Source organism: Spirulina sp. LEGE 11439 (genome assembly GCF_059821285.1).
In genome coordinates this window covers 1-16,353 of record NZ_JCAMRX010000018.1, presented here as the reverse complement: position 1 = coordinate 16,353, position 16,353 = coordinate 1, and the positions used below count along the sequence as shown (strand labels likewise).

14 protein-coding genes are annotated in these 16,353 nt (G+C 43.7%); 11 read left to right on the top strand and 3 right to left on the bottom strand.

Annotation, left to right across the window (positions count from 1 at the left end):
• The first annotated feature begins 42 nt into the window (after nt 1–42).
• The 6 genes from AC6RV6_RS13860 to dut all read left to right on the top strand — a co-directional run bounded on the left by AC6RV6_RS13860 (nt 43) and on the right by dut (nt 7,127).
• On the top strand, nt 43–249 hold the full coding sequence (locus AC6RV6_RS13860; protein WP_500241447.1) for a hypothetical protein: 207 nt from the start codon (nt 43–45) through the stop codon (nt 247–249).
• Nucleotides 242–1,015 carry a cysteine hydrolase family protein gene (locus AC6RV6_RS13855; RefSeq protein WP_500241446.1) on the top strand — a complete coding sequence of 258 codons (774 nt, stop codon included), beginning with the start codon at nt 242–244 and terminating at the stop codon, nt 1,013–1,015. Before AC6RV6_RS13860 ends, AC6RV6_RS13855 begins: the two co-directional genes overlap by 8 nt.
• A 140-nt stretch (nt 1,016–1,155) precedes the next feature.
• Nucleotides 1,156–3,549: an endonuclease MutS2 gene (locus AC6RV6_RS13850; protein WP_500241445.1), complete on the top strand. Its 2,394-nt coding sequence runs from the start codon at nt 1,156–1,158 to the stop codon at nt 3,547–3,549.
• A gap of 221 nt (nt 3,550–3,770) precedes the next feature.
• Complete coding sequence (gap, locus tag AC6RV6_RS13845) at nt 3,771–4,796, top strand: type I glyceraldehyde-3-phosphate dehydrogenase (RefSeq protein ID WP_500241444.1); 1,026 nt, start codon at nt 3,771–3,773, stop codon at nt 4,794–4,796.
• 323 nt (nt 4,797–5,119) lie between these two features.
• Entirely contained in the window at nt 5,120–6,625 is a 1,506-nt protein-coding gene (locus tag AC6RV6_RS13840; protein ID WP_500241443.1) for a thymidylate synthase, read from the top strand.
• Between the two features lie 49 nt (nt 6,626–6,674).
• Nucleotides 6,675–7,127 carry a dUTP diphosphatase gene (gene dut / locus AC6RV6_RS13835; RefSeq protein ID WP_500241442.1) on the top strand — a complete coding sequence of 151 codons (453 nt, stop codon included), beginning with the start codon at nt 6,675–6,677 and terminating at the stop codon, nt 7,125–7,127.
• Nucleotides 7,128–7,131: 4 nt separating this feature from the next.
• Here dut and dcd read toward each other — a convergent pair whose 3' ends face one another.
• Entirely contained in the window at nt 7,132–7,713 is a 582-nt protein-coding gene (gene dcd / locus AC6RV6_RS13830) for a dCTP deaminase (RefSeq protein ID WP_500241441.1), read from the bottom strand.
• An 85-nt stretch (nt 7,714–7,798) separates the two neighbouring features.
• On the opposite strand from dcd, the gene AC6RV6_RS13825 reads away from it, so the two are divergent.
• The 5 genes from AC6RV6_RS13825 (at nt 7,799) to dnaN (ending at nt 14,632) form a co-directional block, all read left to right on the top strand.
• Entirely contained in the window at nt 7,799–8,260 is a 462-nt protein-coding gene (locus AC6RV6_RS13825; RefSeq protein WP_500241440.1) for a DUF29 domain-containing protein, read from the top strand.
• A 53-nt stretch (nt 8,261–8,313) separates the two neighbouring features.
• Nucleotides 8,314–11,145: a CHAT domain-containing protein gene (locus AC6RV6_RS13820; RefSeq protein WP_500241439.1), complete on the top strand. Its 2,832-nt coding sequence runs from the start codon at nt 8,314–8,316 to the stop codon at nt 11,143–11,145.
• 272 nt (nt 11,146–11,417) lie between these two features.
• Entirely contained in the window at nt 11,418–12,302 is an 885-nt protein-coding gene (locus AC6RV6_RS13815; protein ID WP_500241438.1) for an aldose epimerase family protein, read from the top strand.
• Between the two features lie 130 nt (nt 12,303–12,432).
• Entirely contained in the window at nt 12,433–13,374 is a 942-nt protein-coding gene (gene ispE / locus AC6RV6_RS13810; protein WP_500241437.1) for a 4-(cytidine 5'-diphospho)-2-C-methyl-D-erythritol kinase, read from the top strand.
• 34 nt (nt 13,375–13,408) lie between these two features.
• The gene (gene dnaN, locus AC6RV6_RS13805) at nt 13,409–14,632 is read left to right on the top strand and encodes a DNA polymerase III subunit beta (protein WP_500241436.1); all 1,224 of its coding nucleotides are present in this window, start codon (nt 13,409–13,411) and stop codon (nt 14,630–14,632) included.
• A gap of 107 nt (nt 14,633–14,739) precedes the next feature.
• On the opposite strand, the gene AC6RV6_RS13800 is transcribed toward dnaN, so the two are convergent.
• Both AC6RV6_RS13800 and AC6RV6_RS13795 read right to left on the bottom strand, forming a co-directional pair.
• Nucleotides 14,740–15,315: a Uma2 family endonuclease gene (locus AC6RV6_RS13800; protein WP_500241435.1), complete on the bottom strand. Its 576-nt coding sequence runs from the start codon at nt 15,313–15,315 to the stop codon at nt 14,740–14,742.
• 36 nt (nt 15,316–15,351) lie between these two features.
• On the bottom strand, nt 15,352–16,203 hold the full coding sequence (locus AC6RV6_RS13795; protein ID WP_500241434.1) for a restriction endonuclease subunit S: 852 nt from the start codon (nt 16,201–16,203) through the stop codon (nt 15,352–15,354).
• Nucleotides 16,204–16,353 lie beyond the last annotated feature (150 nt).

The following is a 16,353-nucleotide window of genomic DNA, read 5'->3' as shown; positions in this document are numbered from 1 at the left end:
AATTATTCGTGAATCATTATCAATTCTGATTTCTATAATCCATTGATAATCGCGGTAATCGTAGCATATCTGGCTATAAATTTAACTCTGCAACAGGGATTAGATCGCTACTATTTTGCCGATCGCAAATCAGCAGAAGAGCCAATTGTACTAAATTTTGCTAAGGACTATGCAATTTTGAAACAGGACTATGGCTCAATAGAAGGTAATCAAATTCAGTTAAAAGACCGATCGCTCAACCATGAATAAGCCTCTACGCATTTTAGGAACTCCTCCCAATGCTTGGCAGGTCAATGCAGAAATTGCCGATATTTCCCGTCCTGCCTTGCCATCTCGAATTATCACTTTATCCACCGAAACGAAAACCTTACGCTTAGATGTAGCCAAAGCCGCTCTTCTCATCATTGATATGCAGAATGATTTTTGTCATCCTGATGGTTGGTTAGCGAGTATTGGTGTTGATGTCAGTCCCGCGCGATCGCCAATCGCACCGCTACAAACTTTATTACCGGTATTGCGATCGCAAAAGATCCCCATTCTCTGGCTGAATTGGGGAAATCGTCCCGATCTGCTCAATATTAGCGCGGGACTTCGCCATGTTTACAATCCCACTGGAGCAGGAGTCGGTTTAGGGGATCCGCTTCCGAAGAATAATGCCCCAGTTTTAAGGGCGGGAAGTTGGGCGGCGGCGGTGGTCGATGAATTAGTACAAAAACCAGAAGATATCTGCATTAATAAATATCGTATGAGTGGTTTTTGGGATACACCTCTCGATAGCATTTTGAAAAACTTAGGTAAAACAACGCTCTTTTTTGCAGGGGTAAATATCGATCAATGCGTGATGGCCACGTTACAAGATGCCAATTTCTTGAGCTACGATTGCATTTTATTGCAAGACTGTGCGGCGACGACTTCTCCAGAATATTGCTTGCAGGCAACGCTTTATAATGTTAAACAGTGTTTTGGTTTTGTCAGCGATTCGCACACTCTACAACAAAGTTTGCGATCGCAATGAGAGGAGAAATAGCGATCGCCTTTTTGTCGGAGTCGGAAAAGCTGGCGATTATTTTTTTCTAAAAATATTGAGTTACATTTGTAGTATAATTGCAGTCAAGCCGTATATTTTGCCCAACCCTTGAGATCGATCGCGTCAGAATGGATGAAACTCTAGAACTATTGGAATGGCCGCGCCTGTGCCAACATCTCAGCACCTTTAGTGCCACCAAACTCGGCGCGATCGCAGCGCGTCATCTCACTCCCCCTGCAACCCGCACCGAAACCCTAACTCTCCTCGAACAAACCAAAGAAGCCTATTTATTAGATAACGATATTAGTACCGGACTTTCCTTCGATGGCATCAAAGACATCGGCAACGCCCTCGAACGGGTAGAATTATTGGGAACTTTATCGGGGGAAGAACTCCTCGATATTGCCACTACCCTTGCTGGAATGCGACGCATTCGCAGGATTCTCGACGATCGCGAAGATATCCCAACCCTACAAAATTTAGTATCCCAAGTTCGCACTTATCCCGACCTAGAACGAGAAATCCATCATTGCATCGACGATCGCGGCAAAGTCACCGATCGCGCCAGTATCAAGCTTGCCGATATTCGCAGCAAACTCAAATCCTTGCGAGACAAGATTTACAGCATCTTGCAGCGCATCATCCAACGTCAGGGAGGGGCCATCCAGCAACCCACCATCACCCAACGGGGCGATCGCTATGTCCTTGCCGTGAAAGCGCCGCAAAAAGAGGCCATCCCCGGAGTCGTCCACGATACATCCAGCACCGGATCTACCCTCTACATTGAACCCCACGCAATTGTTGATGCGGGCAATCGACTGCGCCAAACTCAGCGTCAGGAGAAAACAGAAGAAGAAGTGATTTTAAGGGGCTTAACGGAGCAAATTGCTGCCGTTAAAGAAGACTTAGAACGCCTCTTAGCCATCGCGACGACCCTCGATCTGGCCACTGCCAAAGCGCGATATAGTTTGTGGTTGGAAGCCAACCCCCCTCGTTTTAGCGATCCCGGGGAAGCGATCGCCCTGCGTCAATTGCGCCATCCTCTTCTCGTTTGGCAACACAAACACGAACAAGGAAACGAAGTCACCCCCATTGACGTACAAATTAAACCGGAAATTCGCGTTGTTGCCATTACTGGCTCTAATACAGGCGGAAAAACCGTCACGTTAAAAACCGTCGGTCTCGCGGCATTGATGGCGAAAACCGGCCTATTTATCCCCGCCCGAGAACCGGTTGAATTGCCTTGGTTTAGTCAAGTTTGCGCCGATATTGGCGACGAACAATCTTTGCAGCAAAGTCTCTCTACTTTTTCCGGTCACATTCGCCGCATCGGTCGTATTGTGGATGCGATCGCCGAAAATCCCCAGTCTCTCATTCTCCTCGATGAAATTGGAGCCGGTACCGATCCCGCCGAAGGTAGCGCCCTTGCGATCGCACTTTTAAAACATCTCTGCGATCGGGTTCTTCTCACCATTGCCAGTACCCACTATGGCGAACTGAAAGCCTTAAAATACCAAGATCCTCGCTTTGAAAATGCTTCAGTAGAATTCGATGACGTGACCCTATCTCCCACCTATCGCTTATTGTGGGGCATTCCGGGACGATCCAACGCCCTGACCATCGCCGGACGGTTGGGACTACCGGAAACAATCATCAAAGAAGCCGGCGATCGCGTGGGGGGTTTTTCTCAAGAGATTAATAAAACGATTGTTGGGTTAGAACAACAGCGCAAGCAACAAGAAGGGAAAGCCAAAGAAGCCGCCCATTTATTGCAACAAGCTGAGAAATTCTATACAGAAGTCTCTCAAAAAGCTCAATCTCTGCAAGAACGAGAACGAACTCTAAAATTATCGCAACAAAAAGCCGTTAACGATGCGATCGCCACAGCTAAGGCAGAAATTAACAAGATTATGCGGGAATTGAGCCAACAGCAAACCATGCAAAGAGCGCAAAAATCAATCCAAAATCTTCAGCAAATTGACGCAGAATATTCCCCAAAATTTGCAGCCCCCAACGCCGATCGCGGCTATCAACCCAAAGTCGGTGAAAAAGTCCGCATTCCTCGTCTCGGACAAACCGCCGAAGTTTTAGGGATTAATGAAAATGGGACAGAATTAAATGTTCGTTTTGGTTTAATGAAAATGAACGTTCCCGTTACTGATATTGAGTCTTTAGATGGGAAGAAAGTCGAGAAGAAGCAAGCAGAAAAACAGAAAGTTAAACGAGAAGAGAAGAAAACAGAAACAATTCCCAGTCCTCCGGTTAAAGTAGCCATGGTACGGACTTCGCAAAATAGCGTTGACGTTCGCGGAAGCCGCGTATTTCAGGCAGAATCTCAAATCGAGAAAGCCATTTCTACGGCGATTCAAGCAGGGGTTTTATGGATTATTCACGGTAAAGGTACCGGGCGCTTACGTCAAGGCGTTCATGAGTTTTTAGAACGGCATCCCCAAGTCGATCGCTTTGAACTGTCCCCACAAAATGAAGGCGGATCCGGCGTGACTATTGCTTATTTGAAATAGTGACTGCAATTTTTAGTTTTCATTCACTTTTCATTTAAAAAGCACCTAAAACCAGAAAAGAGCAAAAAAGCAAGAAAATCTTAAGAATTTAGTTAAGTTAAAACAATAGAAAATTCCTTCCGAGGGCGATCGTTTGTCGCTAAGTTTGACATGGGTAACGATCCGCACCATCGCGGAAACAGAAACCCTCAAACACTCAGTCTGTGGAAGGAGATTGGTCAATGGCGAAATTAAAAGTTGCGATTAACGGTTTCGGTCGGATCGGTCGCTTGGTCGTGCGATCGGGAATGAAAAATCCCAACATAGAATTTGTTGGCATTAACGACCTCTTTCCCCCGGAACAACTGGCCTATATGTTTAAATACGATTCAACTCATGGCAGTTTTCCAGGGACGGTAGACAGCAATTCTGAAGGGATTAGCATTGACGGTCATTTTATCCCCTGTACCGCCATTCGCGATCCCGCCGAACTCCCTTGGGGCGATCGCAGCGTTGACTATGTGGTAGAAGCAACGGGACTCTTTACAAAGTATGACGGTGCAAGCAAGCACATTCAAGCGGGAGCCAAGCGAGTCGTCCTTTCCGCACCCACCAAAGACCCAGAAAAAATCAAAACAATGGTCATGGGAGTCAACCACGACGAATTCGATCCGGCGACAGATACAATTGTTTCTAATGCCAGTTGTACGACGAATTGCTTGGCACCCATCACGAAAGTCATTAATGATAATTTTGGCTTAGCAGAAGGCTTAATGACCACCGTACACGCCATGACCGCCACACAGCCTACTGTTGACGGACCCAGTAAGAAAGATTGGCGGGGGGGACGAGGTGCCGCGCAAAATATTATTCCGGCTTCAACCGGTGCCGCTAAAGCCGTGACGCTAGTTTTACCCGCTTTAAAAGGGAAGTTAACAGGGATGGCGTTTCGCGTTCCCACTCCCGATGTTTCTGTGGTCGATCTAACCGTTAAAACGGAAAAAGCTACCAGTTATGCCGAAATTTGTCAAGCCATGAAAGATGCTTCCGAGAATGGTTTAAAAAATATTCTCGGTTACACCGATGAGTCTGTTGTTTCTATGGACTTCAAAAGCGATCCGCGATCGAGTATTTTTGATGCGGGTGCAGGTATTGAGCTCAATTCTAATTTCTTTAAAGTTGTCTCTTGGTACGACAACGAATGGGGCTATTCTTGTCGCGTTATCGATTTGATGATATCGATGGCACAAAAAGAAGGACTCCTTTAAAACAATAGACTCAATTTTCAACAGTCCAGATGAGTTCCGGACTGTTGATGCTCTCGAAAAAAATTTCTTAAATTAAGATTAAAAAAATCGAATTTTGAGAAAATAAACTTATTATAGTTTTATCCTTCATCCCTGTCCGGGGCAACTTTGATTAAGTTTGCCCCTCTTTTTTATTAATATTGATTGAGATTCATTTTTTCTTCAATAATTGTGCTTTACCCTATTCCGATCGCCAGCCGAAACAAGATTTTGCGATCGCCAATTGCGAATTGATATAAATTATGCAATAATCAGAAGCCTTTCTCTGAGAATTGCTTTGTGTTATGACGGTCGTTTCACCTCCCAACCCATTTCAATATCAACCCCTTTACAAACCCAATCAGCTTTTATGTGGAAGGGGTCAAACGGTTATTGTTACGGGATGGACAGTAAAAGGGATATTGGCTAAACATTTAGATGCTTCTGAATATGCTGCGATCGGTCAATTGTACAGCCCGACGAGAGGAATTAGTTTATTGTTACGCAATTTACTTTTAAATCCTCACGTTCGCTTTTTGGTGGTTCTCAATGCAACAAAAGAGGATCGCAATGCAGGAGGGAGTCAATGTTTATTAGATTTCTTTCGCAATGGATTTAAAGCCGGAAAAAGCGATACAGGACGAGAAGTTTGGCAAATTGAATCGGAAATTACAGGCTATATCGATCGCGAGATTCCCGCCAATATTTTAGAAGCATTACAACATAATATTTCCTATCGAGAAGCCAGTTCAATTGATGAGGCGATCGCTATCGTTAAATCCTACAAACAACATTCGGTTACTGCTTGGGGAAAACCGTTAGAGTTTCCTTTATCGCAAACAGTTCCGACGGTATTACCGGGCGATCGCTACGGACATTTGATTAAAGGAAAAACTATCGCCGAAACATGGGTGAAAATTATTCATCGTATCAAAACTACGGGAACAATTCGCCCGACGGGTTACGATGGACAATGGCAAGAACTCATTGATTTAATGGCCGTTGTTACGGATGAACCGACAGATTTTTACTTTCCCGAACCGAATTATTTACCTTGCGATCGTGCTTTTCTTTCTCAATACATTGCCCAAATTCTTGATGATTCTCCTCAGCAAGAAGGGGTAAAATATACTTATGGTCAGCGTTTGCGTTCTTGGTTTCAAAGAGATCAGATCGAACAGGTTATTAATAAATTAAGCAACGATATTGATTCGGCTAGAGCCGTGATGTCTCTATGGGATGTTAAAGATTATGATGATAATAGTCCTCCGTGTTTAAATCATATTTGGATTCGCGCAATCAATGGAGAATTATCTTTAACGGCGACTTTTCGGAGTAATGATATGTTTGGGGCATGGGTTGTTAATGCAATGGGTTTGAGAGGGTTACAACAGCATATTCGCGATGAAATTGTTAAGCGCTCTCAGTATAATTTAAAAATGGGTGCGTTAATTACTGTCAGTCAAAGCGCTCATATTTACGATGATTGTTGGGAAAATGCTGAAAATTTAATTCAGAAACAATATGCCAAAATTTGCCGCGATCGCACTTTTGACGATCCGGTAGGTAGTTTTGCAATTTCAGTTCGAGAGAATACGATATTGGTCGAACATTTGACCCCGGGATCGGGAGAGATTATCAATTGTTATATGGGTAAAACAGCACGTCAACTCTATCAAAAAATAGCCGCCGACTGTCCTAATTTAGAAGTCGAACATGCTTTATATTTAGGCACAGAATTGCAGAAAGCAGAAACGTCTTTATCTCTTAAAGGGAATTTGATGTACTATCAAGATCGAAAATTTGAATAGTCAAAAATCGGGAGAATTCGTGTCTATCTTAAAAGAATAAAGAAAAACAATGGAATTACTCAAGATCGAAAAACTTAATGATATCGCATCAACTCCTCGATACGAACACAAAAATGACTCTGGACTCGATCTAATTTCTATAGAAAATTTAGAAATTCCTTCCAGAGAAAGTCGATTAGTTCATACCGGTATTGCCATTGAATTACCGCCAAACACAGAAGCACAAATTCGTCCTAGAAGTGGTTTAGCTTTAAAAAATAATATAACAGTTCTCAATACTCCCGGAACAATTGATGAAGGGTATCGCGGTGAAATTGGTGTTATTTTGATTAATCATGGAAAGGATTCATTTCAAGTAACCCAAGGAATGAAAATTGCTCAAATGGTTATTGTGCCAATTATTCGCGTAAAAATCGAAGAAATTAGCCGACTTTCCGATACAACAAGAGGTTCTGGTGGTTTTGGCTCGACAGGAATAAAAATTGCAGAAGAGAAATTATAATTAACTAGACTCGAGCCAATGTTACTTCTTCTTCTTGATCTTGATATTTCCCTTGGCGAGAAGAATAACTGATTTCACAAGGTTCGCCTTGCAAAAAGAGTAATTGTACAACGCCTTCGTTCGCATAAATACGACAATCTGCACTCGAAGAATTAGAAAATTCTAAGGTTAAATGCCCTCGCCAACCTGCCTCTGCGGGGGTTAAATTGGCAATTAACCCCACGCGAGCATAACTCGATTTACCAATACAAAGGACTGTAATATCATCAGGAACATTTAATTTTTCTAAAGCAACTCCTAAACCATAAGAGTGAGCGGGTAAAATGAAAAAATTGCCATTTTTATCGTTGTGAAGTTGTACGGGTTCTAAATTATCAGGATTAAAATTCTTTGGATCGACAACCGTTCCCGGAATATGACGAAATACTCGGAATTCTTTGGGAGAAAGGCGAATATCATAACCAAAACTACTTAAACCAAAGGAAATAACAGGTAATGCCTGAACGCGACGAACTAGATTAGACTCAAAAGGAATAATCATTCCCTCAGATGCCCTCTTTTTAATCCAAGTGTCATTCTGAATCATGATTTTCTTCCTCATTCTCAAGTTAATCTTAGTAATGATAGCAAATTATCTGCACTTTGTTATGATGAACAAAAAGGTTGATTTTATGACTTCGACATCAGTCAGAAAACTTTACGATCGCGATTTTTCGCTCTGGGTTGAGGATACAGTAAAATCTTTAAAATCTAGAGCCTTCGATCGCCTTGACTTAGAAAACTTAATTGAGGAGATAGAATCTTTGGGAAAACGCGATCGCAGAGAACTAAAATCTCGCTTGATTACTTTATTTGAACATATTTTAAAACGGCAATACGTTCCGCTTGCTGATTGTTATCGAGGATGGGAGGTAACTATCAAAAGAACGCAATCCAAATTAAAGGATATCCTCGCAGATTCTCCCAGTTTACGCAGTTTATTGACAGAAATTTATCGAGACTGTTATCAAGAAGCATTAGAAAATATGCAAATTGAATACGATCTAGCTTTTCCCAATCTATATCCTTGGTCTGAAGATGTGGAGCAATTGCTAAATTATAAATTTTGGCAGACTGATGAGAATCACGAATGAATATTTTTTAATAACATTTGTTTCGATATAGAATTGATGACACTCAGAAAAATATGAGTCATAATCAGAATTACTGGTATCGAAAAGTAGGAAAAATGCCCATTAAACGCCGTTATTTTAGTCAATTTTCCCGATCGCTTCTCCTTACTCTTTTATTTGTTGTCGGAGGAATTTCGAGGGGCAGCGCCCAATATATATCCCAAAGTTCCCCCAGACGTTTTTCTCAATGGTGTTCTCGCCTCGATCGCTTCCCTCCAGAAACTCAAAATACCATTCAAAAGCTTCTCGAACAAGCCGGAACAAATGACTGCGATCGCGCTGAAGAAATCCTCGAGACAATGCCACAACTCTCGTTAAGCGGTCAAGAAATTCGCGATTTGCGTCCCCTTGCTTCTTTGACTAATCTGACAGCTTTATCTTTAAATCACAATCAAATTACCGATATTTCTCCTCTGGCGAAGTTAAATAATTTAACTTTTCTCATTCTAGGCTTTAATCAAATTGAAGATATTTCCCCTTTAGCTGATTTAATAAATTTAACTTTTCTCGATTTAACTCAAAATCAAATTACCAATATTCAATCTCTTGCTAAATTAACTCAACTCCGTTCTTTATCAGCCCTCGATAATCCCATCGCTCAGAAAGTTTGCCCCATTCAACCGACTACAGTTTGTGCCTTTAGCGATGATGGTGGCGATGTTTTGGCACGAGCAGAAGATCTGTACGAACAGGGTAAATTTAAAGACGCGATCGCAGCATTTTCAAAAGCCCTTGATACTTACCAAGAAACTAGCGATCGCGTGCGAGAAGGTCACGTCCTCAACCGCTTGGGGGATAGTTATCGTCGTTTGGCACAATATCCCCAAGCCTTAGAATTTTACGAACAATCGTTACAACGGCGGCAAGAATCTGCCGATATGCTGCGGTTAAGTACCACTTTAATTAGTTTGGCTGATATTTACGAACGTCTCGGACAATACGATAAAGCCAAAGAACAGATCGAACGCGCTATTATTCAACTTTCTCGACAGAAAGATACGAACAATCTCGTTCTTGAAGGCGGGGTTTATGCCTTACCCATTCAAGAAGCAAGATTATTAGCAAACTTAGCCAGAATCGAACATAAATTAGAGCAGTCCGAACGGGCTATTTTTACTGCTAGGCGTTCCCTCGAAATTTATGATGAAATGATCTCTCTCCTCGAAATATCCGAAGCGGAAGATTATTCCGAAGTGATTCACGGTAAGCGATCGCTTCTCGAACTCATCGGCAAAATCTCCATCGATCGCGGACAACCGAGAAAGGGGTTGGAATCCTTAGAAAAAGCCTTAACCTTTGCCAAAGAAATCGGCGATCGCGCGGGAGAAGCACAAACCCTCAATCAATTCGGAGAAGCCTATCGCGCTTTAGGAAATCCTCAAAATGCCCTCGAGTTTTATCAAAACGCCGCTATCGGTCTCAAAGCGGTAGGAGATCGCGCAGGAGAAGGCATTGCCTTAACCAATTTAGGGGCAACTTTACTGGAACTGGAACGCGACGAAGAAGCCTATAAACCTCTAACTGAAGCGATCGCCATCTGGGAAAATCTGCGCCCCGGACTCAGCGACGAAAACAAGGTCTCTCTTTTTGAAATTCAAAGCCAAACCTATCAATACTTGCAAAAAGCCTTGGTGAGGGGCGATCGCAGCGAAGAAGCCCTCGAAATCGCCGAACGGGGACGGGCCAGGGCGTTTGTCGAATTACTTGCCTCTCGCACCCAAGGAGAAGTCACGGCGATCGACTCCCCAAATATTCAAGAAATTCGCGCCATTGCTAAGGCACAAAACGCCACCCTTGTCCAGTATTCCCTCATTGACGACCAGATTTATATTTGGGTAATTCGACCCGACGGCGCGATCGATCTGCGAATTGCCGATCCCGAACCCCCCAAGGCAGAAAAACCCGAGAAAGTGGTTCTCAAGCAATTGGTTTCCGAAACCCGCAGTTCCTTATTTGCGCGATCGCCTCGACGCACGATCGCCAAATTAAACAACTTTCACAACTTACTCATCGAACCGATCGCCCCCTTACTCCCCAAGGATCCCGAACAGCGCGTCATTTTCATTCCTCAAGGCTCTTTATTTTTGATTCCCTTTGCTGCACTGCGAGATGAAAGCGGCCAATATCTCATCGAAAAACATACCTTATCCGTTGCCCCTTCGATCCAAGTTCTCGATCTGACTCGTCAGCGCAAAGAACAACTCCGCGATCGGGCTGGAAGTCCCCTTATTGTCGGTAATCCCACTATGCCTCATATTGCTGCGAACTTAGGAGATCCGCCTCAACCCCTAGCCCCTTTACCCGGGGCAGAAATTGAGGCCGAAGAAATTGCCACTCTTTTAGCCGCCAAAGCCCTGATCGGAGATGAAGCCAGCGAAAACGCGATCGCCCAAGCCATGCCACAGGCCAAAACCATTCACCTCGCTACCCACGGGCTTCTCGACGAACTCGACTATCTGGGCTTGGGGGTACCCGGTGCGATCGCCTTAACCCCCGACTCCAACCCCAAAACCGATGGTTTATTAACGTCCGGGGAAATTTTCGATCTGAATTTAACCGCAGAATTAGTCGTCTTGAGTGCCTGCAACACTGGACGGGGAGAGATTACCGGCGATGGTGTGATTGGTTTGTCTCGTTCCTTCATCGCGGCGGGAGTTCCTAGCGTTATCGTCTCCCTTTGGGCGGTTCCCGATGCCCCAACCGCCGACCTGATGACGGAATTTTATCGCCAACGCCAACAAAATCCCGATAAAACCAAAGCCTTACGGCAAGCCATGTTGAAAGCGATCGAAACCTATCCCAATCCCCGCGACTGGGCGGCATTTGTTTTAATAGGGGAAGGGTAAACAGTCACCAGTCACCAGTCACCAGTCACCAGTTGAGGAGGTGGGATAATTTTTCCCGATTACTCGTCACCCATTACCACTACCCGTTACCCCAAAAAAAGGAAATACCCAGCTAGAGTTAGCTAGGTATTATTCGGGGTAATTCAGAGTTCACTTGAGTCCTTAATTAGTAATCTACAGCAATTAACATGAAGAATCAGTAAAGACAACCGCAAAAAACGTCAAGAGTTTGTTAAATCTGGAAAAAAATTCAAGATTTGGAGGGAAATACAGTGAATGAGGCTTACGCGATCGCCTTAAAACAAAATCAATATCCAACTTATATTCTGTCGGATGTGGCAGCGCAATCTCGTTTGGAAGTGGTGCCGGAAAGAGGTGGGATTATTACGGGGTGGCGCATTCAAGGACAAGAACTTCTCTATCTTGATGCAGAACGCTTTACTCACCCCGAACTCAGCGTGCGCGGGGGAATTCCCATTTTGTTTCCCATTTGCGGGAATCTACCGGAAAATCTCTACGTTCATGCAGGTCAATCTTATAAACTCAAGCAACACGGTTTTGCTCGAGATCTGCCTTGGGAGTTTCGCGAATCTTCCACGGATAACGCAGCAAGTATTACTCTCGTCCTCCAAAGCAGCGAAGAGACTCTGAAAGTTTATCCCTTTGATTTTGAACTGGCCTTTACCTATCAAATTCAAGGGCATTGTTTGCGGCTGCAACAGCGTTACAGCAACCGATCTCAAGAAGTCATGCCCTTTTCGACAGGCTTTCATCCCTACTTTCAAATTTTGGAGCAAAATAAATCTCAGTTAGAATTCGAGATTCCAGCTAAGCGATCGCAAGACCAACAGACAAAGGAAATTCAACCCTTTAATAATAATTTTGACTTCGATCGCGATGAAATCGATGTCGCCTTACTCCCCGTTACGGGAAATTCGGCGGCGATCGCCAACCCCCGCCAAAAATTTAAAATTACTTTAACTTACTCGGAAATTTTCACGACCCTCGTATTCTGGACGATAAAAGGCAAAGATTATTGCTGTCTCGAGCCGTGGAGTTCTCCCCGCAATGCCCTCAATAGCAAGGAAAATTTAGTCTATCTCGAACCCGGTGAAAGCTGCGAAGCCACGGTAGAATTGAGCGTCAGCTACTTGTAATCAGTCACCAGTCACCAGTCACCAGTCACCAGTTACCAGTCACCAGTCACCAGTCACCAGTCACCAGTCACCAGTTACGGATAGGCAATAGGGACAGGCAACAGGGGACATGTACTTTATACCTTCATTAATGAAAAGCTATACTCTCATTGCCCCGGCGAAAATTAATTTGTATTTGGAAATTGTGGGCGATCGCGTCGATGGGTTTCACGAGTTGGTCATGATTATGCAAAGTATTGCACTGGCCGATCGCGTTGCGATTACGCCCAATAAAATTCCTGCTTTTCGGGTACGCTGCGATCGCGAAGAATTAGCCAATGAAAAACAAAATCTCGCTTACAAGGCTGCCCAATTGATGCGAAAGGCTTTTCCCGAAGCATTTGCCAATTGGGGTGGGGCGGATATTTTTCTCGAGAAACATATTCCCATCGCGGCGGGACTGGCAGGGGGTTCGGCGGATGCGGCGGCGGTTTTGGTGGGGTTGGATTTAATGTGGGATCTGGGTCTCACGAAGCCGGAATTGCAGGATTTAGGCGCTCAATTGGGGTCTGATGTTCCTTTTTGTCTGCTGGGAGGAACTGCGATCGCGACGGGACGCGGAGAAGTTTTAGACCCTATTGCTAGTTTGCACTCTCTTTGGGTCGTCTTAGCCAAGTATGAAGATATTGCCGTGTCCACCCCTTGGGCTTATCAAAGTTATCGTCAGCAATTTGGCCAAACTTATTTACAAAATGTAGAGGAGATGAAATCTCGCGCGAAAGAATTACATTCGAGTCCGTTAATGGATGCGATCGCCCACAACAACAGTGCCAAAATTGCTCAAAATCTCTACAACGATTTAGAAAAGGTCGTCTTACCGGAATATCCCCAAGTCGAAAAACTCAAACAAGCCTTCCAAAAGGCCTCGGTATTGGGTACCATGATGTCCGGTTCGGGTCCGACGGTCTTTGCTTTCTGCGAATCTTCTCGAGAAGCAGAACGCGTTAAAACTCAAGTCTCCGCAGCAATGAACGATCCCGCGATCGGCTTTTGGATAACCCAACTCTCCGGTAACGGAATTTCAATTCAATGAACAATGAGTGGCCAATAACCAATAACCAATAACAATGAAATTAATTTGTTCTCAAAGCGACCTCAACAGCAATCTCAGTTTGGTTAGTCGTGCGGTTCCCACCCGTCCCACTCATCCCGTCCTCGGCAATGTTCTCCTTATTGCCGACGAACAAGCGCAAAATGTCAGCCTCCGGGCTTTTGACCTCAGTTTAGGCATTCAAACCAGTTTTCCGGCACAAGTGGAGGATGGGGGGAAAATTACCCTTCCGGCAAAAACTCTCAATGATATTATCTCCCGTTTGCCTGAAGGAGAAATTACCCTGACTCAAGATGAAGGGGAAGAGGAAGGGGAAGGAACCCTCGTACGTTTGATTTCTACTTCTGGACGCTATCAACTTCGCAGTTTAGACGCGGAAGAGTTTCCCGAGTTGCCGACAGTGGAGGATGGAGAATCGGTCTTGTTTCCCATTGAAGCCTTAAACGAAGGCTTGCGGGCGACTCTTTTTGCGGCGAGTAATGAGGAAGGAAAACAAGTGTTAACGGGAGTGCATGTCGTTTTGGGTGCCGATGCGATCGAATTTGCCGCGACTGACGGACATCGTTTATCGGTTGTGGAAACATTGAGAGAACAGTCATCAGTCACCAGTCACCAGTCACCAGTTGAAGAGGGAGAAGAGGAAGAACAGTCATCAGTTGAAGATGAGGAAGAGAGGGAAGAGGTTGAGAAGTTTGAGGTGACGATTCCTGCACGGGCGTTGCGAGAGGTTGAGAAGATTTTGGGGATGCAAAATCAAGAGGCGGTGATGTTAAAGGTGGATGATTCTCAAGTTATTTTTGAGTTGGGAAATCGGCGGGTTGTCAGTCGCAGATTAGAGGGGGCTTATCCTCAATATCAGCAACTTATTCCACAAACTTTTACGAATCAAGTGACGGTCGATCGCAAGCAGTTTCAAAGTGCTTTGGAACGCATTTCGGTTTTGGCGGATTCTAAAAATAATGTGGTTCGGTGTGCGATCGATAAGGAAAATCAAGAGATTTTTCTCTCGGTGGAATCTCAAGATCTCGGTAGCGGTCGGGAGGCGATGTCGGCACAAATTACGAGTGAAGAACCGCCGGAGATTGCTTTTAATGTTAAGTATCTTATGGATGGCTTGAAGGCGTTATCGAGTCAGGAAATTACGATTAATTTGAATGCGGCGACTCAGCCAGTTATTTTTAAGCCTTTGGGGGGTTTGAAAATGACTTATTTGGCGATGCCGGTTCAGTTACGAGATTAAGACAGACTCCTTTGATTAGTTAGAAATAATCCATTGCGATCGCTAATTTTACTGGAAGCCAACCTCGTAGGGTGCGTTAGCAAAGCGTAACGCACCTTACTAGATTACTACTCAGAAAAACTCAGCCAGCGAAATAGCTCGTTAACGGATAATTCCCAATCGTTTAATATTTCTAAAACGGGTAGATTTTGTTCTCCTTCTAAAAATTGGGGCTTCTGTTCGGGATAAAAGACTAATACAGAACGCTCTTTTGGGTCGATCAACCAACCGAGTTGAGTGTTATGGTTTAAACAGTATAAAATCTTATCAATCACTCGAGAGCTGCTTTGGTCTGGGGAGAGAATTTCAATAACCCAATCGGGAGCAATATCAATATTATTTTTAATTTCTCCAGTATTATCGAGAGGAATATTTTTCCACTCGAAAACAACAATATCGGGAACTAGAGAAGATCCGCCAAAAGAACACCTTAACTCGGGAAAACTATAAGCAAGTTTTTGCGGGATGGCGATTTGATTAATTGTTTCGCTAAGGCGACCTTGCAGGAGACTATGTTTTCCTTTTGACATGGGTTTTTGCTGAATGACTCCTTTGATATATTCGCTGGCGGGTTTTGTTTCGGGTAAATCTAGAAATTCTTGTAAGGAGAGTTGTCGGGTTTTGACAGGTAGAGAGACAGACATTGAACTTTTCTCGAACATAAAATATTTCTATTATAATTAAATTTTGGCTAAGAGTGCGTTTAACAGATTCGTTTGTTTTTCTGTGGCGCGATCGCTTGCTTTTTCGAGTTCGTCGCAGAGTTTCATCAAGCGATCGACTTTCGCAACGATGCGGTGTTGTTCTGGGAGAGGAGGGACAGCAAAGGGAAACATTTTAATTTCAGACAAATATAAACAAGGTTGCGCCCCACCACGTTTTCTTGAATGGATAGAATCTTGCAAAAGACTAGAATCCATTGAATATTTTAAATAAGATGAATTGATTAATAGAGGTTTAATTAAAGCTACACTTCTGACAATAGCAAAGTTAAAATCTTCTGGAACGAGTGAAGATCTACCAATAGTTCCTCCTACTGAAACAATCAATAGATCGTTATACTCCGGATTACATCTCTCCCTTGACTTTATATAATATGCTTCAGAAATATAATCACAATTATCAAAATCTAAAAATCCATCGCGTACATTTTTGGCTGATAGTAGTCGATAACCTTCAGGTATTCTGGGTGGTGTTTTGTGATCGCCATCAGTAATTTTTGAAGTTATTATATCTAGTCTCACCCAGTTCCAGTTTTCCGGCAAATCAAAAGGAATTTCCTCCGGTGTAATCTCCGGTAATGGCTTCGATTTTTTAATCTTTTTCTCCTTAATTAACCGCTTCTTTTCCGCTTCAATTTCCTTTAAAAGCTCCCTCGCTGGCGTATCTCTCGGATCTTGCGGCACCAACTTCCCCCGCATCGCCAAAGATAAAATTAATTCTCGCAACCGTTTCACCCCATCCGGAGCCGCGATCGCCACATCAAAATACTGCTCTAAAAGTTCTACAGAATTATCTTGAATTGTTTTCATAAACGCTGCTGTTCTGATTTTCGATCCGTCAGGGAATAGAATTCCCTGTCTCATATAAAAAGTCCTCTGAAGAGGACTGTACGCATAAATTTAAGCTTAAGGGGTGACAAGAGAGCTATAAAATAGACTGTATAAGGGATAAAGCCTTCA

Coding starts and splice junctions, on each gene's coding strand:
- AC6RV6_RS13855 (WP_500241446.1), top strand. CDS start 242: ATGAATAAGCCTCTACGCATTTTAGGAACTCCTCCCAATGCTTGGCAG.
- AC6RV6_RS13850 (WP_500241445.1), top strand. CDS start 1,156: ATGGATGAAACTCTAGAACTATTGGAATGGCCGCGCCTGTGCCAACAT.
- gap (WP_500241444.1), top strand. CDS start 3,771: ATGGCGAAATTAAAAGTTGCGATTAACGGTTTCGGTCGGATCGGTCGC.
- AC6RV6_RS13840 (WP_500241443.1), top strand. CDS start 5,120: ATGACGGTCGTTTCACCTCCCAACCCATTTCAATATCAACCCCTTTAC.
- dut (WP_500241442.1), top strand. CDS start 6,675: ATGGAATTACTCAAGATCGAAAAACTTAATGATATCGCATCAACTCCT.
- dcd (WP_500241441.1), bottom strand. CDS start 7,713: ATGATTCAGAATGACACTTGGATTAAAAAGAGGGCATCTGAGGGAATG.
- AC6RV6_RS13825 (WP_500241440.1), top strand. CDS start 7,799: ATGACTTCGACATCAGTCAGAAAACTTTACGATCGCGATTTTTCGCTC.
- AC6RV6_RS13820 (WP_500241439.1), top strand. CDS start 8,314: ATGAGTCATAATCAGAATTACTGGTATCGAAAAGTAGGAAAAATGCCC.
- ispE (WP_500241437.1), top strand. CDS start 12,433: ATGAAAAGCTATACTCTCATTGCCCCGGCGAAAATTAATTTGTATTTG.
- dnaN (WP_500241436.1), top strand. CDS start 13,409: ATGAAATTAATTTGTTCTCAAAGCGACCTCAACAGCAATCTCAGTTTG.
- AC6RV6_RS13800 (WP_500241435.1), bottom strand. CDS start 15,315: ATGTCTGTCTCTCTACCTGTCAAAACCCGACAACTCTCCTTACAAGAA.
- AC6RV6_RS13795 (WP_500241434.1), bottom strand. CDS start 16,203: ATGAAAACAATTCAAGATAATTCTGTAGAACTTTTAGAGCAGTATTTT.